Source organism: Parabacteroides sp. AF17-28, assembly GCF_003479205.1.
GTDB classification, from domain to species: domain Bacteria; phylum Bacteroidota; class Bacteroidia; order Bacteroidales; family Tannerellaceae; genus Parabacteroides; species Parabacteroides acidifaciens.
In genome coordinates this window covers 20,942-41,706 of the sequence record NZ_QUGV01000008.1, presented here as the reverse complement: position 1 = coordinate 41,706, position 20,765 = coordinate 20,942, and the positions used below count along the sequence as shown (strand labels likewise).

Sequence of the window (20,765 nt, the reverse complement as noted above, 5' to 3'; positions counted from 1 at the left end):
GTAATGAAATATAATACAGAAGAAAAGAAATTAGTGATGCCTGAGTACGGACGTAATATACAGAATATGGTAGATTATTGTGTCGCTATTCAGGACAGGGAAGAACGTAAACGCTGTGCCGATTCTATAATTAACATCATGGGAAACATGTTTCCCCATTTGCGCGATGTAAATGACTTCAAGCATATTTTGTGGGACCATCTGGCTATCATGGCTGATTTTAAACTGGATATCGATTATCCGTATGAGATCATACGCAAGGAAGACCTTTACTCGCGTCCGCCGCGTTTGCCGTATAACAACCAGCGCATCCGGTATCGTCATTATGGAAAGACGCTTGAAAAGATGATCCAGAAAGCAACGGAATTTGAGCCGGGAGCCGAGAAAGACCAACTTGTCAAATTGTTGGCTACCCAGATGAAGAAGTCGTTCCTGACTTGGAATAAGGAGTCAGTTGACGACCGGAAGATCTTTAAAGATTTGGACGAACTGTCGGAAGGACAGATTGTGTTGGATGAAGAGGTGCATAAGCTGGCGGAAAGTCGTGATATCCTCGCGCGCAACAATACAAACAGCGGCGGCAGCAAAAAGAACTATTCACGTAAAGGCCGATGAGTTCATTTGTCATAGAAGGCGGTTACCGGCTGTCCGGTGAGATTGTACCCCAGGGCGCGAAGAACGAGGCCCTGCAGGTGATCTGCGCGACACTGCTTACGCCGGAGAAAGTGACGATTCATAATGTCCCCGATATCCTGGATGTGAACAACCTGATCCAGCTCTTGCGTGAGATGCAGGTGAAGGTGGAGCGCCCGGCAGCCGATACTTATACTTTTCAGGCGGATGCCGTCGACTTGAATTATCTCGAAACGGACGAGTTTCTGCGTAAGAGCAGTTCCCTTCGCGGTTCGGTGATGATTGTCGGGCCTTTGGTCGCCCGTTTCGGAAAGGCATTGCTCCCGAAACCGGGAGGAGATAAGATCGGACGTCGCCGTCTGGATACTCATTTTGTCGGCATACAGAAATTAGGTGCCAGCTTTGGTTATGATCCGGACCGTCAGTTGTACGAAATTGAAGCCAAGAAGCTGAAAGGTGCGTATATGCTGCTCGACGAAGCTTCTGTGACCGGTACGGCTAATATCCTGATGGCTTCTGTGCTGGCGGAAGGAAAAACAACGATATATAATGCTGCCTGCGAACCATACCTGCAACAACTTTCCTCCATGCTGAACCGCATGGGAGCCCGTATTTCGGGTGTCGGCTCCAATCTGCTGACGATTGAAGGGGTTGAGGCGTTGGGCGGTACGACACATACGATCCTGCCGGATATGATCGAGGTCGGCAGTTTCATCGGAATGGCCGCTATGACCGGTTCCGACATTACGATTAAGAATACAGGCTATGAAATGTTGGGAATTATTCCCGATTCATTCCGCCGCCTCGGGATCACTGTCGAACAGATGGGAGACGATATCCATATCCCGGCACACGATTCTTATGAGATCGAGACATTTATCGACGGTTCTATCATGACAATTGCCGATGCGACCTGGCCGGGACTGACGCCGGACTTGCTGAGTGTCTTCCTTGTTGTAGCGACACAGGCGGTCGGCAGCGTGCTGATCCATCAGAAGATGTTTGAGAGCCGTCTCTTTTTTGTCGACAAACTGATCGATATGGGAGCGCAGATTATCCTTTGTGATCCGCACCGGGCAACTGTGATCGGTCTGGGAAACCGCTTCAAACTGCGTGCTTCCAATATGGTGTCTCCGGATATCCGTGCCGGTATCGCCCTGCTGATTGCCGCTATGAGCGCCGAAGGGACCAGCCGTATCCATAACATCGACCAGATAGACCGCGGATATCAGAATATTGACAAACGGTTGAATAGCATCGGGGCACGTATTACCCGACTTTAAACATTCTTGTCATGATAAAGAAAGAAGACGTTTTCAAGATAGGACAGTTTGCCAAACCTCATGGCATAAAAGGGGAGATCGCATTAGTGACGAACAGTGACGTATTCGATGATTCGGATGATCCGTATATCGTCTGCGAGATGGACGGAATCCTGGTCCCTTTTTTTATCGAAGAGTACCGTTATAAAACGGACACAGTCATTTTGCTGAAGTTGAAGAATGTGGACGATGAAAAGGCAGCCCGCGAATTTTCCAACCGCGAAGTGTTCTACCCGCTCGATGAGGTGGATGAAGATGATCTGGTCGGAGATATGACGTGGGACAGCTTTATAGGCTATACCGTCATAGACGGGGTACATGGCGAGATAGGAGAGGTGACCGATGTCGACGAATCGACGCTCAATGTACTCCTGCAGATCGACCATAATGGCGAGGAACTCCTGTTGCCGGCTGTCGAAGAGCTGATCCTGTCGGCTGATCACGAGAATAAAAAGCTGGTCGTGTCCATTCCGGACGGCTTGCTGGATTTATGAAATTGATGAATACACATGGCACGTAAGCAAAAACGAACAAACACAAAATCATTCTGGCACCGGATTCGGTTTAAATATAAGCTGTCTTTCTTCAACGAAAGTACATTGGAGGAAGTATGGTCGTTCCGTTTGTCGCAGCTTTCCGCGTTTGCCATGTTGGGCTTGTTCGCTTTCCTGCTGATTGTTTTCACATCGTTGATCATTATTAAGACGCCGATACGAAACTACCTGCCGGGTTATCTGGATGTGGAAGTCCGGAAAGAGATCATGCAAAACGCCTTGCGTGCTGATTCGTTAGAAAGGATGATACAGATTCAATCCCTTTATCTGAATAATGTCGCCGGTATCCTGTCGGGGACGATGCCGATCGATTCGATTCGCGAGATCGATTCGCTGGCGCGTGTCAATCCGGATTATGAGATTCCGCGCAGCAAGGAAGAAACGAAATTTGTAAAAGAGTTTGAGGAGGCGGAGAAATATAACCTGGCTGTGCTGGACCCGAACCCGGTTCCGACCGACGGGGTCTTCTTCTACAAGCCGGTAAACGGTGTTGTCTCTGCCCATTATGATGCCAATATCCGCCATTACGGGGTCGATCTGGTGGCCGCTCCGAAAGAGAGTGTGCTGGCAACGTTGGACGGCACGGTGATCTTTGCCGGTTTCGATCCGAACTCCGGAAATGTGATACAGGTACAGCATAAGAACGGTTTTTTATCGATCTATAAACATAATGAACTATTGCTGAAAGAGGTGGGCGACCGTGTTGTGGCGGGTGAAGCCGTCGCTCTGGTAGGCAATACGGGGAAACTGTCGACAGGCCCTCATCTCCATTTTGAGTTGTGGTATAAAGGCAGTCCGGTTAACCCCGAAGAATATATAGCATTTTAATACGCATGAAAAGAAGCTTGGCCATATTAGGCTCTACAGGTTCTATCGGGACGCAGGCACTGGAAGTTGTCAGCGAACATCCCGACCTTTTTGAAGTATATGCTCTCACTGCCAATAATCAGGTCGATCTCCTGATCAACCAGGCACGTAAATATATGCCCGAAGTGGTGGTGATCGCCAACGAGCAGAAATATCCCGAATTGAAAGAGGCGCTGGAAGACCTTCCCATCAAAGTGTGGGCGGGTTCGGATGCAATAGCCCAGGTGGTCCAGTCGGAACCGATCGATATGGTCCTGACGGCTATGGTGGGCTATGCCGGTCTGAAACCGACGATTGCCGCCATCAAAGCAGGCAAGGCGATCGCGTTGGCAAACAAGGAAACCCTGGTCGTGGCAGGCGAATTGATCACAGCGTTGGCTGTCGAACATAAGGTGCCGATCCTTCCTGTCGATTCTGAACATTCTGCTATTTTCCAGTGTTTAGCGGGGGAATGGGAGAATCAGGTCGAGAAGATATTACTGACGGCTTCCGGCGGTCCTTTCCGGACGAAGACTATGGAAGAACTGGCTGTTGTTACCAAGGCGCAAGCATTGAAACATCCGAACTGGAGTATGGGCGCCAAGATCACGATCGATTCGGCTTCCATGATGAATAAGGGCTTTGAGATGATCGAGGCGAAATGGCTGTTCGGAGTGACTCCGGAACAGATACAGGTCGTTGTACATCCGCAATCCGTGATCCATTCGATGGTTCAGTTCGAGGACGGCGCGGTGATGGCACAGTTGGGTATTCCCGATATGAAGCTGCCGATCAGCTATGCCTTCTCTTATCCTAAACGGTTGCACAGTAAAGCGCCCCGTCTGGATTTCAGCCAATATGCAACGCTTACTTTTGAAGAGCCCGACATGGAGCGTTTTCGCAACCTTGCGTTTGCTTTCGATGCCATCCGGAAAGGCGGGAATATGCCTTGTATCCTGAATGCGGCTAACGAAGTGGTGGTGGCTGCTTTCCTGCGCGACGAGATCGGTTTCTTGCAGATGAGTGAAGTGATCGAAAAAACAATGGCAAAAGCCACCTTTATCCCTGTCCCCACCTATGACGACTATGTGGCGACAGATGCGGAGGCGCGGCGCATAGCGGCGAGTTTGTTTTAAAGAATATATAAATTAAAGAATAATAGATGGAAACATTTTTGGTTAAGGCACTACAGCTCATTCTGAGCTTATCGATATTGGTCCTGGTCCACGAGTTCGGGCATTTTATCTTTGCCCGTATCTTTAAGGTCAGGGTAGAGAAGTTCTACCTCTTTTTCGACCCCTGGTTTTCGATATTCAAGTTCAAGCCTAAAAACAGTGAAACGGAATACGGCGTCGGCTGGCTTCCCTTGGGAGGTTATTGCAAGATATCCGGTATGATAGACGAGAGCATGGACAAAGAGGCAATGGCACAACCGCCCAAGCCTTACGAGTTCCGCTCCAAACCAGCCGGGCAACGGTTGATGATTATGATTGCCGGCGTATTGTTCAATTTCTTGCTGGCTCTCTTTATCTATTCGATGGTATTGTTTACCTGGGGTGATACCTACCTGCCTTTGAAGAACGTGAAAGCCGGTATGGATTACAGCGAAACTTTCCATAACGTAGGCTTTCGTGACGGCGATGTCCTTTTGCGGGCTGACGATACGGAACTGGAACGTTTCGGTGAAGATTGCTTGCGCCATGTGCTCAATGCACAGACTGTAACAGTCCTGCGCGACGGTGTGGAAACCATCATTCCCATCCCCGAAGATATGGCACAGCGCTTTATGCGTGACAAGCAAGGTTTTGCCGCTTACCGTTTCCCGATGGTCGTGCGCGAGCTTGCCGGAAATGATTCGCCTGCCGCTATTGCCGGGCTGCAACCGAAGGACAGTATCGTGTCGATCAATGGTGTTATGACGCCTACTTTTTATGAAGTCGGAGAAATATTGGCGCAGAATAAGGATAAAGATATCATGGTCGGATTTTACCGCGCTGGCGCCCCGCAGTCCTTGACATTGCGTACTGATACGGCAGGCAAGTTAGGCGTTTATTCTCTCTCTTATTTTGATATATATCAGACCGTGACTCGCAAATATAGCTTCCTTGAATCATTCCCCGCCGGCGTTATGTTGGGCGTGAATACGTTGAAAGGCTATGTGAGCGACATGAAATATGTCTTTACGAAAGAAGGCGCTTCCAGCTTAGGCGGTTTCGGAACGATCGGAAACCTGTTCCCTGCCGAATGGGATTGGCAGACATTCTGGATGAGGACGGCATTCCTTTCCATCATCCTTGCCTTTATGAACATATTGCCTATCCCGGCATTGGACGGCGGACATGTGATGTTCCTGATCTATGAAGTGATTGCCCGCCGCAAGCCGAGCGACAAGTTCCTCGAATATGCGCAGGTCACCGGCATGTTCCTCCTGTTCGCCTTGTTGATTTATGCGAACGGAAACGACATCTTCCGGTACTTCTTCAAGTAAGAATCGACGGTAGATTTGATATCTTTGTAAATTGCAATCAAATCAATGGTTGTCTTTTTGATTATATGATTATATTGAATCAAATATACAGCGTTGTTTCTGATTAAAAATCAAATAGCGATCAAATCTATGCGGATAGAGTTGATCGCTATTTGATTTTTAGTCAAAAAATATCTCGCAACGGCTTTTTTAATCCGTTTTTATTCGAATCTTATCCCCGATAACCTAAAAAAATAGACTGTCATGGATTATAAATACAAGAAAATACTTCCAGAAGATGTTTATGTGACTGCCTCTGATCGCGAAGCGACTGAAGAAGAGCTTTGGCAAGGTATTCCACGCGATTTTCACGGGAATCGGCCGAGTGGCAATGATTTTATGGATACTTTTGCCTGTCTGGTACGGGTTCTGAAACATGTGGAAATCTCCGTTTATGCTAAGGAAATGGGAGTTTCTACGTCCGATTTGGGTGGGGCTGTGCGTGCGATGAGCGGCATAACGGCTGTACAATGGCGCGACCGTTACCTGGTTCTGATTGCACGTGAATATCTGGAAAAGACGAGTATGCCGATCGGACAGATAGGGGTTTGTATAGGTTTTAACAGTCCGGAGTGTTTTTCCCGCTTTTTCAAGTTGCATACCGGGAAGCAGCCGTTTGAATACAGGAGTACTTGGGACTATACTCGCCCGCGGAAATATCATTTTTAAGGAAAAAGAGAGGGGAATATCGTAAAATTCCCCTCTCTTATCGTTGTTTTTTTAAGTCTCCGGTTTATTTATTTGATAGCATCCAGAATCTTTTTGGAATTGGCATCTGCCGGGTTCAAGGCGATTGCCTGCTCCAGGTAACCTTTTGCTTTTGCCATCTGGGCGTCTGCTTTCTTCTTTTCGGCAGCGTATTTGTCCGGATCGGATGTTGCGATAGGAGTGGCATCTGTCAGGATTTTAGCACCTGCATTGTAAAACATTACGCCGAGGCTGTAGAGGGCGTTGCCTTTATATGTCTTGTTACCGACAACCAGTACGTCTTTGAACAGTTCTTCCGCTTCGTCTGTCTTGCCGGCTTTCTGGGCTGCCTGTCCTTTTTTCATGCAATAACCGTAGAGTAATTTCTCCAAATTGGTATTTTGCGGGTTGACTTTTAAACCTGCTTCGACTGTTGTTGTGAAATCGGCTGCTTTGTCCTGGCTACGCAAAGACATTGCTTTCCCTACGTAAGCGTCGTCGACTTTATAGCCTTTCTGGATGGCCATGTCGTAGAATTTGATAGCGTTGTCAAACTGTTTTGCATTAAAGGCTGCAAAGGCGCAGTTAAAGATACGGCTTTCATCTTCATAGTTCGTCAGTTTCAGAAATTCGCTGTACTTGGTGACAACTTCAGGATAGTTTTTAGCAGTCATGGCTGCATCTCCTTCTTCACGCAATTTGTCTGCGTTTGCATCTTGAGCGAATAAATTGCCTACGCTCAGGCAAAAAGCCAGTAATAAGATAATTTTCTTCATGGTGATTAAATGTATATTTTAAAATTAATTCGACTAAGGTAGTAAGTGTGATGTAAGGGACAAAAGGTTTTTGTGTTTTTTTAGATTTATAAAGAATATGAAGGGGCAACGTTTTCGCTGCCCCTATGTTTTTTATATTGTTTGTATCATTTTATAGAACGGTGGAGCAAGGCAGTTCGAATGCTTCCGCTACTGCCGGATAGACGATGTTGCCTTCCACGATATTAAGACCGAGCGCCAGCCCTTTGTCTTCTTCGCAAGCCTTCCGCCATCCTTTGTCCGCCAACTTCAGGACGTAGGGAAGCGTGGCGTTGGTGAGGGCGAGGGTGGAAGTCTGTGGAACGGCCCCCGGAATATTGGCTACGCAATAGTGTACGATCCCTTCCACTTCGAAGATCGGATCGGCATGGGTCGTCGGGTGTGAGGTCTCGAAGCAGCCGCCCTGGTCGATGGCGACGTCTACCAGCACACTGCCTTTCTTCATCAACTTGAGCATCTCCTGGGTTATGAGATGGGGCGCTTTGGCTCCCGGAATCAGGACGGCACCGATCACGAGGTCGGTTGTCGGAAGTTCCTGTTCGATGTTATGGGTGGAAGAATATAATGTCTTGACATTGGACGGCATGATCTCGTCCAGATAGCGCAGGCGTGGCAGGGAGATATCGGCAATCGTGACATCCGCACCCATACCGGCAGCCATCAGGGCTCCGTTATGTCCGACCACGCCGCCGCCCAACACCAGCACTTTGGCGGGCTTGACACCCGGAACGCCACCCAGCAGGATGCCTTTTCCGCCTTGCGGCTTTTCAAGGAAACGGGCACCTTCCTGTACGGACATGCGGCCGGCGACTTCACTCATGGGGATCAGCAGCGGAAGCGTACCGTCCGGATTCTCGACCGTTTCGTATGCTAAGCAGATAGAGCCGCTTTCCATCATGGCTAATGTCAGTTTCTCGTCGGAAGCGAAATGGAAATAGGTGAATACTAATTGTCCTTTTCGTACGAGCGGATACTCGGCTGCGATAGGTTCTTTTACTTTGACGATCATCTCGGCAATCTTATATACATCTCCGATAGAGGGGAGGATCTGGGCGCCTGCCGCCTCATAGGCTGCATCCGGAAATCCGCTGTTTTCACCGGCTGTATGCTGTACATACACGGTGTGTCCTCGTGTTACCAACTCCTTTGCACCGGCGGGCGTAAGTGCCACGCGGTTCTCATTGTTCTTAATCTCTTTAGGAATTCCGATGATCATATTGTTAGTATTTAATGGTTTATTGGCCTCCAATATACGAATAATCTGACAAAATGATATTTCGGCAATGTTATTTTTTCGAAATTACCGGACGCAGACAGGCGCAGACGACGCAGAGGTACGCAGACTTATTTTTGCAATGATCTGCATTTGGTGAATACGAACAAAGGCGACCTTTTGGGCCGCCTTCGCTTTATTGATAGGAGAGGATTATAAACCCTGTCCGTGACAGTTCTTGTATTTCTTACCGCTTCCGCAAGGGCAAGGATCGTTGCGGCCTACGCGTTTTTCTGCGCGAACCGGTTCCTGGCGCGGCTGTTGCGGTGCACGGGCTTCCGGATCATTGTTACCGGTGATATCGGTTTTTACTGCACGATATTTGCTCATGTCCTGGTGACGTTCGGCCTCGGCTTTCTGGATGGCGATACGCTGGCGGGCTGCTTCTTCGGCTGCTGCCTGGCGGGCTGCCATAGCCTGCTTTTCTTCTTCGGTCGGTTCTTCGCGGACAGGGATCTGACCACGCATCAGGACGGCTGCTGTCTTGCGGTTCATCACATCTACCATGTTCTTGAACAGGTTGTATGATTCCAGCTTGTAGATCAACAGAGGATCTTTGTTTTCGTAGCTGGCGTTCTGTACCGAGTGGCGCAGTTCGTCCATTTCACGCAGGTGTTCTTTCCAGGCTTCGTCGATCGTATGCAGGACGATTGATTTCTGGAATGCTTTTGTGATCGCCTTGCTTTCAGTTTCGTATGCTTCTTTCAGGTTGCAGGAAACATTATACATGCGTTTGCCGTCTGTGATCGGGATCATGATGTTTTCATACATCGCTCCCTGGTGTTCGTAAACCTGTTTGATAACCGGGTTGGCAACCTGTGTCATGCGTTCCATACGGCGTTTGAACAGTTGCAGTGCTTCGTCGAACAGTCTGTCGGCCAGTTTATCCGCCTTTTCGCTCTTGAATTCCTCTTCTGTGAACGGACATTCCATAGCGAACGTCTTGAACAGTTCCAGCTTGAAGCCTTCGTAATCGCCATCCGAATGCTGGTCGACGATTGCAACGGAAGTATCATAAATCGTGTTCAACACGTCCAGTCCGATACGTTCTCCCATCAAGGCGTGACGGCGGCGGGTGTAGATCACGTTACGCTGTGAGTTCATCACGTCGTCGTATTCCAACAGGCGTTTACGGATACCGAAGTTGTTTTCTTCCACCTTCTTCTGTGCACGTTCCACAGACTTGCTCAGCATGCTGTGCTCCAACACTTCGCCTTCCTTGAATCCTAACTTGTCCATCAGTCCGGCAATCTTTTCGGAAGCGAACAGACGCATCAAGTCGTCTTCTAAAGAAACGAAGAATACAGAAGAACCCGGGTCACCCTGACGTCCGGCACGACCACGCAACTGGCGGTCTACGCGGCGGCTTTCGTGACGTTCCGTACCGATGATAGCCAAACCGCCGGCAGCTTTCACTTCCTGCGACAGCTTGATGTCGGTACCACGACCGGCCATGTTGGTAGCGATTGTCACCGTACTGGTTTGTCCGGCTGTTGCCACGATCTCGGCTTCCTTCTGGTGTAACTTCGCATTCAATACGTTATGTTTGATCTTGCGCATCGTAAGCATACGACTCAGCAATTCGGAGATTTCGACAGATGTCGTACCGACCAGTACCGGACGTCCGGCTTCGGTCAACTGCACGATCTCTTCGATTACGGCGTTATACTTCTCGCGCTTGGTCTTGTAGATGCGGTCGTTCATATCGTTACGGGCGATCGGGCGGTTTGTCGGGATTACGACAACATCCAGTTTATAGATGTCCCAGAATTCGCCTGCTTCCGTCTCAGCCGTACCGGTCATACCTGACAGCTTGTGATACATACGGAAGTAGTTCTGCAGGGTGATCGTTGCGAATGTCTGTGTGGCAGCTTCCACTTTCACACGTTCCTTGGCTTCGATAGCCTGGTGCAGACCGTCCGAGTAACGGCGTCCGTCCATGATACGACCCGTCTGTTCGTCTACGATCATGACCTTGTTGTCCATCACCACGTATTCGTCGTCCTTTTCAAACAAGGTGTAAGCCTTCAACAGCTGGTTGATCGTATGCACACGTTCGCTCTTGACAGAATAGTTGGCGAGCAGTTCGTCTTTCTTGGCCTGTCTTTCTTCCTCGTTCTGGATGTGCTCCAGTTCGGAGAGCTGTGAGGTGATATCGGGCAATACGAAGAATGTCGCGTCGTCCGAGTTACCGGTTAGCAGGTCGATACCTTTATCTGTCAGTTCGATGCTGTTGTTTTTTTCGTCGATCACGAAGTACAGTTCGTCTGTCGCTTCGTGCATATGGCGCATGTTTTCAGACATGAAGTATTCTTCCGTCTTCAACATCTGGGCCTTAACACCCTGTTCGCTCAGGAATTTGATAAGCGCCTTGTTGCGCGGGTATCCCTTGAAAGAGCGGTAGAGCTGGATGGAACCTTCTTCCACCTCTTTCTGGTCGCTGCTTGCCATTTTCTTCTTAGCTTCGATCAGGAATTTGGAGCAAAGGTCTTTCTGTGCATTAACAACCACTTCTACGTTCGGGCGGAACTGTTCGAACAACTGTTCCTCACCGCGGGGGATCGGACCGGAGATGATCAACGGCGTACGGGCATCATCGATCAATACGGAGTCGACCTCATCGACAATCGCATAGTTGTGTTTGCGCTGTACCAGGTCGTTCGGGCTGATCGCCATATTGTCGCGCAGGTAGTCGAAACCGAATTCGTTGTTCGTACCGAATGTGATATCTGCATTGTAAGCCGCACGACGGGCATCGGAGTTCGGCTGGTGTTTGTCGATACAGTCAACGGAAAGCCCGTGGAACATATAGAGCGGGCCCATCCATTCCGAGTCACGTTTGGACAGGTAGTCGTTTACGGTTACGACATGCACACCATTACGTGTCAACGCGTTCAGGAATACCGGCAGGGTTGCCACCAATGTTTTACCTTCACCGGTCGCCATTTCCGCAATCTTACCTTTATGCAGAACGACACCACCGAACAGCTGGACATCGTAGTGGATCATGTCCCAGGTTATTTCGTTACCGCCGGCAACCCAATGGTTGTGGTAGAGGGCTTTGTCGCCGTCAATTTCCACAAAGTCGAATTTGGTAGCCAGGTTGCGGTCGAAGTCGTTTGCTGTCACTTCGATCGTTTCGTTCTCTGTGAAACGGCGAGCCGTATCTTTCATGATGGAGAATACTTCCGGAAGAGATTCTTCCAGTACGACTTCCATCTTTTCTGTGATTTCTTTTTCGATCTTGTCTACTTCAGCCCAGATCGCTTCACGTTCTTCCAGTTCTTTGTCGTCGATGCCTTTGCGCAGTTCTTCCACTTTGGCGCGTTCATCGGCTACATAGTCCTGGATACGTTGTTTGATCTCGTCTGTTTTTGCACGAAGCTCGTCGTTCGAGAGCTTTTGGATTGACGGATATACGGCCTTGATCTTATCCACATACGGGGTAATTTCTTTCAGGTCACGCTGCGACTTGTTGCCGAACAGCTTCGTCATAAATTCATTAAATCCCATGATATAATTATTGAATTGAAGATTAAGAATTCTCCTAATCTTCGGACGTTATTATTCTTTTATTTAGTTTGTAAAATAGTATTGTTTGAAACCGGGGGAACTGATGATTCAATCCTTATTTTTTGATTGTCAATTCCCGGAGCGGCAAGCTGAGGGATGCATTTGGCGGTCTGATCCTCAGCACGTGGGTCACCGTAGGGGCTACCTCTGTGGCTTTTACTTCGCGGTAGATATGCTCCGGTTTGAGACCGTTGCCCATAAATACCAGCGGGGTTATCACTGCATTATTTCGTATTACTTTTACTTTCGCTTTCGGATCGTCATTGTTGATGGTCCATCCCGGTTGCAACTCGATGATCAGGTCGCCACGGTTTGACAGATGCGTGCCGTGCAGGTATTGGGATGTCTTTTCGTTCCAGTTGCCCGTGCGGAGCACATTTTCCGTTGCAACGAACTGTACGCCGCTGAACTCGCGCAGGAATTCGGCTGCCTTTTCCTGTATGGTGATCAGTTCCAGCTTGGCATCTTCTATCGCTTTGCGGTTCAGATAAATCTGGTTGTTATAGAAACCCTTTACCCAGTTTGTGTGCTGGCCGTAGAGAGCCATCAAGTACATATTGAGCAGGGCGACGCACCGTTTCGGGTGAAATTCGCCGTTAATCAGCTGCATCCCTTCCGGGTATTCTTCTTCGCTCTTGTAATAGCCGGAACCGGTGAATACGATCAGCGTATTGTTGAGCCCGACCTTCTTGTCGATCTTGTCCAGCAATTCCTCCAGGTCCTTATCCAGTTGATAGTAAGTGTCCTGTATTTCGCGGGTGTATTCCTTGTTCATGTTTCCGCGATAGTTGCCGGCATAATAAGTGATGGCAAGCATATCCGGACAAGAACGTGTACCGAAAGCTCCGTATTCGAGGAATTGAAGCGCCAAGCGGTTGACTTCCTTATTGATAAAGGGTGAGGTCTTTAAGTTGAAGAAACACTCGTTTGTGTTTTCCTTAAATGTATATTTGAAAGGAATTTCATCCAGCACATACGGGAAAGCATTGAATTTGTCCAACGGCAATGACGGTGTCCAAGCCATCTGTTCCAGGCGTGCCGACAAGGATTCCGGCCCGTTATTGTAGCGGTCGACATACCAGGGAAGCCCTTTATAGTAAGTCGTTGTCGCCCATTTCCCGTTGTAATCGTCCATCCAGAATGCACCGTTGGCCGCATGTCCGGCCGAGATGATGGCGCTCTCCGGATTGGGAGCGATGGAGTAAACGTCGCTTCTTCCTTTGGAGGCGATTTTCAGTTCGTCTCCGATGGTGGAACTGATTAGTTTGCGGGGGGAATAATGCTCTTTAGTATAGTTGCCGAGATAATCCGGATCGTTCAGGATCGAAACTTCCCTGTCTTTATCGAAATCGTATGTGTTAGTCCCGGAGATCCCGTTGAAGTTCGGGTTGCTTCCGGTAAACAGGGTGGCAAAAGCGCTGGCCTCGTCGATATCGGAAAATTCAAACCGGATATTGCTATACACCAGTCCTTCATTCATCAACCGCTTGAATCCGCGCTCGCCGAATGTATTGTAGAAGTATTCGATGTAATCGCCACGCAACTGGTCAACCGTGATGCATACAACCAATTTGGGCGTGCTCTGTTGAGCCTCCATATTGGTCGCTGCCAGAATTGCGATGAGCGATGTTAGTATTTTCCGTACCCGATGTTCCATATTTTTCTGTAAACGCCATATCCCGAACGCAGCCAAAGGCTCATTACCAAAGGGATGAATGCTGTATTTAAGTGCTGTGGAATGAAATACCAGCCAGCCAGCATTAGCGTAAGCGCCGCAAAGTTAATAAAATGATAGTAATATGCAGCCTTTCTTAACTTTTTTACTGCAAACAAAATAACAGCTATCAGATCAAATGGTTGTAACCAGACGATCGACCAGTTCGGCCAGATGCTCGGATGCGTTGAAATGAAGCAGAGGAAGAACATCACGACGCCTGCCATTCCCGCCATGAAAAACAGGACGCAGTCGACAATGCGGAAATATGTTTTCCGGCGCCATTCGATAAAAGTGACCGCTAACACAAGCAGGAAAAACGTCCAGCAGCAGACAAGCGGAGTGAAGAGATCGCTCTCCATGTCGGTATCGTCCGTGATCCCTTCCGTCAGGATTTGTTCCGAGCCGACCAGGTTCCGGACCGAACCGTCTGTCCCGGTGACGGTTGCCTTCCCGAAAGCCTCTTTCAGGTATACTGGCAGGAACATCTCTTCGCGGGGCGTCGCGACGCGGTCGGTCGGGCTTCCCAACGCCAGGTCGCATCCGAATGTCAGCCAGGGATGATTGCGGGTGCAATCGTTTATCATATCGCGGAACGTCTGTTTCCTTCCCGAGTCGGGAAAAAGCATCTTACCTTCTACGTTCGCCTCCACGATAGCTGCCGGACGGGTTGCGCAGTTATCGAAAAAGAAATTATACCGGTAGACTCTGTTTTCCGGCCGGTTATTGATGAGCAAGGCCTCCCAGATCCGGTTCTTCGTGATGGAGTCGAGGTCCAGCACCTGTTCCGTCACTTCGCTTCCCCGCATCTCATATTCGATCATAAAGTCGCGGAAGTGTTCCACGCCTAACCGGTAATCCGTTTCCCCTTTGGCAAAGCGGTAAATGAAATTAGGTTTGGCAAAAGAGAAGATCCCGTAGTTGAACACCGCATCGATCTTTTGCGCCGCGTCCTGCACCCGGAGCGCCGAATGCCCGTAAACCGTATAAACCGCATCATCCGACGGCGAAACCGTCAGCAGGCTGATCTTCGCATCGTTGCTGAGCTGTGGAGTCTGCGCCTGAAGCGGCAACAGGAAAAAAAGTAATAAAGAAAGGATCAGGTGCCTATTTATTTTATTCCCCATAATTTATAGCCTTTGTTTGCTCATTCGATAGATTTTGCGTATTCCTGTATTTCCAGACTGTCCGTCAGTAAATTTTTGTGTACTGCACGTGATTGTCTGCGCAACAAAGATACGACAGAACAGGGGAAAAAAGTGCCGGAGATGCGGATTATTTTCTCCGGCCTTCCAGTCTTCTTCCGAATACTCCTGCGATCAAGATGAAGATAGCGGCAAAGCTGGACAATGTAATCAGTGAGTCAAAGTTCGACTCCTGCTTGTAAGTCTGCTGCAGCACTTCGTCGTAGCTACGGACATCGAAAGAAGATTCGTTGTCGAACCCGGCTAACGATTCGCGTACATATTTCATCCCCGCGCGCAGGTCACTGCCCGCCTTGAACTTCACGTAGGCGACGTCGTAGAAATGACCTTCCTGTCCCCACTGGTACTTGCCCCACACGTAAAAAGCCATTGGTGCAACTTCCTGGCGGAAAGAGGCGAACTTGATGTCGGGGACGAAGCCGATAATTTCTGCCCCTTCTATCTTTTCATTCAACTTCAGGCCATATTCCGCCCGCGCCTTTTCGTTAAACAGATAGCAACCTGTCTCTTTCTGATCGTCTTCCGGGCGGAAATCCCGGCCTTCTGTCACTTCTATTCCCATAACTTTCAGGAAGGAAGATGATACGGGAATGCATTGGAAAGTAATCGGTTTACCGTTGTAATCGCGCCCGTAGCCCATGTATTGTTTCTGACTGGATAACAGGAATTGGGAATAGGTGACGTCTTTTACATCGGCGAATGCTTTCAACCGATTCGTGAATGCCTCCCGGTTTCTGTTGATCTTAACATTTAAATGAGCGACAACAGTTTCGTTTTTGTCATAACCTAACGGCGCATGCCGCATATAGTAGTTTTGCAGGTGAATGAACAAAGCTCCGACGATTAACACAAGAGAGGCCGCGAGTTGGAAACCAATCAGCATGTTCCGCATCCGGCGTCCTATCCTGCTGAAGTTTGTAAAATTAATTCCGGCAATGATAAGGATGATAAAGGCGATGGAGAATAGAACGAATATCGTCTGGCGGCTCGCTTTCGGCATCGTGTCGAAATCCACGTTAGTCAGGAAATGGAGAGCCGGCAAAGAGGTCAGATGGTAGACGATCGCGTCCTTGTCTTCTCCGAACAAGTTGCTTTCGAGGATTTCTTTCGTATTGAAGTTCTTCCTGAAATTCTCCAGGACACTTTCTTTATTGGCTGGATCGTCGAGGCGGAGGAAAAACAGATAGCCCCAGTTTTCCCAATCGTCGTAGCTTTCTTTCGGATTCATGGATGCGTACATCGAGTTCTTCAGGGAAGAGTTGCGGGGGAAATCCTTATAGACGCCTTTGACGGTCATCGGAGCCATTTGCGGAATGTAAACGTGCAGTTGTTTGTTTATCGCCGATTCGTTGCCGAAGAGTCTCCGGGCTGTACTTTCAGGGATGATAACGCTGTTGGGCTCGTCTAACGACTGTGCGTCGCCTTCCAGCATGTCGAAATGGAAGACCTGCATGATTTCGGGCGAAACGCTCCAGACATCTTCATCGTAGTTCACCTGTTTTCCGTTTTGCTCCACATAGAGCAGGAGGTTGTTCGACCATGCTGCCATGACACATCCTTCTTTTATATGTGGAGACGATTCGATAAACGCCCGTGCGAAAGGGCGGCAGACGATTGCTTTTGCGCTTCCGCCCTGTTCGATATCCAAACGGAATATCGACCCGGCATTCTTCTGGCAAGAATCGAAGCCCAGGTCATAATTCACTTGTATCATGATAAGCATAAAGGCCACAAAGGCAATGCTCAATCCCAACACATTCAATATGGTTGCCATTTTGAAACGGCGTAACACACTCAGGAAGTTTCGCGCGATTGTTTTCATATCCGATGTGATTTAAAGTGAATTAATAGTTGTTGTTATCCGGTTGTTCTCAGACCGGTGTTTCGCCGCTCTTCGCTAACGAAACCAAGCCTCCCATAGCGCCCAGGTTCATAGAATCGAGTGCCGAACTGGGAACGATGACCATAGAGCCTTTTTCTTTCAGGCCCTCAAATAACATATTCATGCCTCTCAGATGCAAGGCGACAGGATTATTGGTGTACTTCCGGCTTGCCAGCTCGAACTTTTCGGCAATCTCCGTTTCGGCCGTTCCCAAGATGACACGCGCTCTTCTTTCACGCTCGGCCTGCGCTTCTTTACTCATGGCGTCGGCCAGAGCCTGCGGGATGGCGATGTCGTTGATGCCGACGGTTTGGCAGGTGATGCCCCAGGGACTTGTGTTATGGTCTAAAACCTGTTGCAGGTCTTCGGCGATTTTATCGCGTTCCTGCAAGAGAGTCGACAGCTCATGTTTGCCGATCGTGTCCCTTAAACCGGTTTGGGCGATGTGTTCGATGGCTTTCTGGTATTCCTGCACTTCCAGGGCTGCTTTTTCGGCATCCCAAACCGTCCAGTACACGACCGCATCCACATTGACCGGCACCGTATCTTTGGTAAGCGTCTGCTCCGCCTTGAAAGAACTAACCCGCACCCGCTGGTCGATATAACCCGAGACTGTGTCGATGATCGGGATGATCATAAAAGGACCGGGGCCTTTTAACCCTTTGTATTTTCCCATACGCAACACCACAGCACGTTCCCATTGGTCGGCAATGCAGATGGCGGAAGCCAGTAATCCGGAAAAGATAACCAGAAGCACCAGCATCGGAATGTTTATGATGTGCAAAACATACAACACAACCGATACGCAAAGCAATATCAGCAACACGGAAAGGGAAATGGGATTGAATCGCCCCTTGTTAATTACACTTGTTGTCATAATCTTTATTTTTTAGAAGTTCCTATATTCTTTAGTTCTCGTATGACTTCATTTAGGCTGAAGCCGTAACTGTGTGCAACGGAAGAAAACTGTATGCAAATTTCTTTCAGTTTATCATTCCTTTCCTTTTCCGGCATCACGTTTTCCGTCTTGTTGATAAAAGTTCCGGTTCCTTGTTGAGTCTCTAAAATGTCTTTAATCTCCAGTTCTTTATATGCTTTGGATACCGTGTTGAGGTTTACTTTTAACTCTACGGCAAGCGCTCTGACCGTAGGAAGCTGTTCGCCCAACTTAAGTTGCCCGGATGCTATACCGAATATAATCTGGTCGATAATCTGACGGTAGACCGGCACTCCGCTGGAATAATCTAATACAAACTTAATCATAAATTCCTATATTATATTATACAAACATTGTACTATTGTTATATGACAAAGGTACGGAAAGATTTTAATCTTCCAAATCTTTTGTGAGATTTTTTGCACGTGATTCAAATATCTTGCAATTTTTATTGCTGTTATTAATAAGGCGCAGGATTACAGGGACAAACGTATGGCATTCCCACGATACACGGCGGAGTAGAAGAAATCCGCCCCTATGTGGATGAGTTTATCAGGAAAGGTTCCGGAAGATTCTGTTGGAGATGTAACTATTCAACAATCCATTTTTCTATATTCCGGCTTTTTGCGCTGAAGTTTACTCCGATCTTAAATAGTTTGCGTTTGTCGGTTTCAAATGGTTGTGTGTAATGTTTGTCGTTGATTTGCTGCAAAGCCTCTTCTGCTGTGCCGTTCAGTTTAAATTCCATGATGTAAATAAACTCATCGGTTTGCAAAACCAGGTCGATGCGTCCTTCACTGGTATGATATTCTGCCTTAACATAGAAACCAACCAGTTTGAATATAATGAAAAGTACGTTTTGGTAATGGAGCTCCAAATCACGGGCTAATTCGTAAGGTGTATCAGCAAAGAAACTTTTCAGGCGACGGAAGAAAGAATCATAATCTCCAGCCTCTATTTCCCGAACGAATTTTTGGATTTCAAAGTTGGTCTCTACTCTGTCGATGTTGTTTGCATAAAAAGGAAGTAGAAAACGGATGAACCCTTCTTCGACTTCACGATTCGGAAATCCAAGGCGATACGTCCCAAAACGATTGTCATATCCTTTAATAGTCAGATACCCACTTTGGTAAATGACAGGGATAGGATTGGTTGAGGCTGAATCTATGCTGTTTAATACGTCAGCTGTGGTTTCTTCATGTGCCATCTGTTCCAGGTCGTAATGATGCAGTCTCAGAAGTGTTACCAAATAGGTCGGTGTGCCGGTCTCGAACCAGTAACTACTGAATTCTTTATATTTAAATGCGTTCAACAGGCTAAACGGATTGTAGATGCCAACAGTATTATATGTAAAGTGATAGCCGTCGTAATACATTTTCAATTTGTGGCAAATCTCTTCATATGTTATATTTTGTGCATTTGCAAATTCATGAAGTTCTTGTTCTAAATTGTCATGGAGCTCCTGCTCGCTTATGCCACAAACTTCAATGTATTCTTTCCGCATCGAAATATCGTCCAAGTTATTCAAGTCGCTGAAAACACTTACTTTTCCGAATTTGGTTACTCCGGTCAGCATACCGAACTTAATATAGCCATCTTTACTTTTCAGCGCTCCATAAAAAGATTTCAACGTTTCGCGGAAGCTTTTTTGGAGTTCTTCGTTGCCAATGGCTTGCAACATCGGCTTATCATATTCGTCAACTAAAATAACAACGCGCTGCCCTTCTTTCCGGCAAGCCCGCTCGATAATTCCTTCAAAGCGCATCGCTAAAGACTTCTCGGCTGGAGATGTGCCGTAAAGGCATTCCCATTCGTATAACACGCCGTTCAATTTATCTTCCAGGCTTTCCGGTGTATCATATTTCTGAGTGTTCAGATCAATGTGTAATATCGGATATTTAATCCAGTCTTTTTCCAGCTTTTCCATAGCCAGCCCTTCAAAAAGCTCCTTTTTCCCCTGAAAATAGGCTTCAAGCGTGGAAATCAGCAGGCTTTTCCCAAAACGACGCGGACGGCTCAAAAAATAGTAGCTGCCTGTCTTTACAAGTTGGTAAATCCAGGCTGTCTTATCTACATAGAAATACCCGTCTTCACGAATCTTTTCAAAGTTCTGTATGCCGATAGGATAAATTTTGCCGTTCATAGGATATCTATTTTTGAATATTGATAGACAAAGATACTAATCTTCCAAATCATTTGTGAGATTTTTTCGGATAATTTCTGTACTCGTACATTTGTCCTTGTTTTCGGATATTTCCTACAGTGGGCATTAGGTTACATTCAAAACAATATATCTTCGTCGTTTGAGTTTTTATATATATGATAATTAAGGATATATTTGTCAACTAAATATTACAAGATGAAGACAAACAATCAGAAACGAATTACAAACAATCGGATCCAGGAACTGAATCCAGGAGAAATATTTGTGTTTGGCAGTAACCTGGAAGGCGCTCACGGTGGAGGCGCGGCGCTTTTAGCCTTCCGTAAATGGGGCGCAATCTGGGGACAAGGCACCGGATTACAGGGACAAACGTATGGCATTCCCACGATGCATGGCGGAGTAGAAGAAATCCGCCCTTATGTGGATGAGTTCATCCGTTTTGCCAAGGAACATCCTGAACTGACTTTTCTGGTAACGGAAATCGGTTGCGGTATCGCCGGTTTCCGCCCGGAAGAGATAGCGCCTTTATTCAGAGATGCTGTTCCGGTTGAGAATATTCATCTTCCGGAAAGGTTTTGGAATATATTATTGGAATAACCGTTCTATATATTAATGTATTAGTGACGAAACTTG

The 20,765-nt window shown here is 47.7% G+C and carries 17 protein-coding genes; 8 read left to right on the top strand and 9 right to left on the bottom strand.

What is annotated here, in order from left to right:
• Nucleotides 1-3: 3 nt before the first annotated feature.
• The 7 genes from DWW90_RS07455 (at nucleotide 4) to DWW90_RS07425 (ending at nucleotide 6,551) form a co-directional block, all read left to right on the top strand.
• Nucleotides 4-615 carry a DUF4290 domain-containing protein gene (locus DWW90_RS07455; RefSeq protein ID WP_115498209.1) on the top strand — a complete coding sequence of 204 codons (612 nt, stop codon included), beginning with the start codon at nucleotides 4-6 and terminating at the stop codon, nucleotides 613-615.
• Complete coding sequence (murA, locus tag DWW90_RS07450) at nucleotides 612-1,916, top strand: UDP-N-acetylglucosamine 1-carboxyvinyltransferase (protein WP_115498210.1); 1,305 nt, start codon at nucleotides 612-614, stop codon at nucleotides 1,914-1,916. The genes DWW90_RS07455 and murA overlap by 4 nt, the downstream gene beginning before the upstream one ends.
• A gap of 11 nt (nucleotides 1,917-1,927) precedes the next feature.
• A complete protein-coding gene (rimM, locus tag DWW90_RS07445; RefSeq protein WP_122332316.1) occupies nucleotides 1,928-2,449 on the top strand; it encodes a ribosome maturation factor RimM in 522 nt (173 codons plus the stop codon).
• 15 nt (nucleotides 2,450-2,464) lie between these two features.
• The gene (locus tag DWW90_RS07440; protein ID WP_115498212.1) at nucleotides 2,465-3,337 is read left to right on the top strand and encodes a M23 family metallopeptidase; all 873 of its coding nucleotides are present in this window, start codon (nucleotides 2,465-2,467) and stop codon (nucleotides 3,335-3,337) included.
• 5 nt (nucleotides 3,338-3,342) lie between these two features.
• Complete coding sequence (locus DWW90_RS07435; protein ID WP_122344531.1) at nucleotides 3,343-4,491, top strand: 1-deoxy-D-xylulose-5-phosphate reductoisomerase; 1,149 nt, start codon at nucleotides 3,343-3,345, stop codon at nucleotides 4,489-4,491.
• A 26-nt stretch (nucleotides 4,492-4,517) separates the two neighbouring features.
• On the top strand, nucleotides 4,518-5,843 hold the full coding sequence (gene rseP, locus DWW90_RS07430) for an RIP metalloprotease RseP (RefSeq protein WP_122344530.1): 1,326 nt from the start codon (nucleotides 4,518-4,520) through the stop codon (nucleotides 5,841-5,843).
• A 243-nt stretch (nucleotides 5,844-6,086) separates the two neighbouring features.
• Entirely contained in the window at nucleotides 6,087-6,551 is a 465-nt protein-coding gene (locus DWW90_RS07425; protein ID WP_122344529.1) for an AraC family transcriptional regulator, read from the top strand.
• A 68-nt stretch (nucleotides 6,552-6,619) separates the two neighbouring features.
• Here the strand turns inward: DWW90_RS07425 and DWW90_RS07420 are convergent, their stop codons facing one another.
• The 9 genes from DWW90_RS07420 to DWW90_RS07380 form a co-directional block, all read right to left on the bottom strand.
• Nucleotides 6,620-7,345 (bottom strand): hypothetical protein, encoded by a 726-nt coding sequence (locus tag DWW90_RS07420; protein WP_115498215.1) that lies wholly within the window; start codon nucleotides 7,343-7,345, stop codon nucleotides 6,620-6,622.
• Nucleotides 7,346-7,496: 151 nt separating this feature from the next.
• On the bottom strand, nucleotides 7,497-8,600 hold the full coding sequence (ald, locus tag DWW90_RS07415) for an alanine dehydrogenase (RefSeq protein ID WP_122344612.1): 1,104 nt from the start codon (nucleotides 8,598-8,600) through the stop codon (nucleotides 7,497-7,499).
• 210 nt (nucleotides 8,601-8,810) lie between these two features.
• A complete protein-coding gene (gene secA, locus DWW90_RS07410) occupies nucleotides 8,811-12,170 on the bottom strand; it encodes a preprotein translocase subunit SecA (RefSeq protein WP_122344528.1) in 3,360 nt (1,119 codons plus the stop codon).
• A 115-nt stretch (nucleotides 12,171-12,285) separates the two neighbouring features.
• Nucleotides 12,286-13,887: an alkaline phosphatase family protein gene (locus DWW90_RS07405; RefSeq protein WP_122344527.1), complete on the bottom strand. Its 1,602-nt coding sequence runs from the start codon at nucleotides 13,885-13,887 to the stop codon at nucleotides 12,286-12,288.
• Nucleotides 13,860-15,059, bottom strand: coding sequence for a DUF4105 domain-containing protein (locus DWW90_RS07400; RefSeq protein ID WP_122344611.1), 1,200 nt, complete (start codon nucleotides 15,057-15,059; stop codon nucleotides 13,860-13,862). The genes DWW90_RS07405 and DWW90_RS07400 overlap by 28 nt, the downstream gene beginning before the upstream one ends.
• Before the next feature lie 160 nt (nucleotides 15,060-15,219).
• Nucleotides 15,220-16,971 (bottom strand): ABC transporter permease, encoded by a 1,752-nt coding sequence (locus tag DWW90_RS07395; RefSeq protein WP_122344526.1) that lies wholly within the window; start codon nucleotides 16,969-16,971, stop codon nucleotides 15,220-15,222.
• 49 nt (nucleotides 16,972-17,020) lie between these two features.
• On the bottom strand, nucleotides 17,021-17,908 hold the full coding sequence (locus DWW90_RS07390; RefSeq protein WP_122332319.1) for a slipin family protein: 888 nt from the start codon (nucleotides 17,906-17,908) through the stop codon (nucleotides 17,021-17,023).
• A 5-nt stretch (nucleotides 17,909-17,913) separates the two neighbouring features.
• The gene (locus DWW90_RS07385; protein ID WP_115498221.1) at nucleotides 17,914-18,294 is read right to left on the bottom strand and encodes a GntR family transcriptional regulator; all 381 of its coding nucleotides are present in this window, start codon (nucleotides 18,292-18,294) and stop codon (nucleotides 17,914-17,916) included.
• Between the two features lie 263 nt (nucleotides 18,295-18,557).
• Nucleotides 18,558-20,111, bottom strand: a complete 1,554-nt coding sequence (locus DWW90_RS07380; RefSeq protein ID WP_122344525.1) for an ATP-binding protein — start codon at nucleotides 20,109-20,111, stop codon at nucleotides 18,558-18,560.
• A gap of 216 nt (nucleotides 20,112-20,327) precedes the next feature.
• Between DWW90_RS07380 and DWW90_RS07375 the strand changes: the two genes are divergently transcribed.
• Entirely contained in the window at nucleotides 20,328-20,729 is a 402-nt protein-coding gene (locus DWW90_RS07375) for a hypothetical protein (RefSeq protein ID WP_122344524.1), read from the top strand.
• Nucleotides 20,730-20,765: the final 36 nt, after the last annotated feature.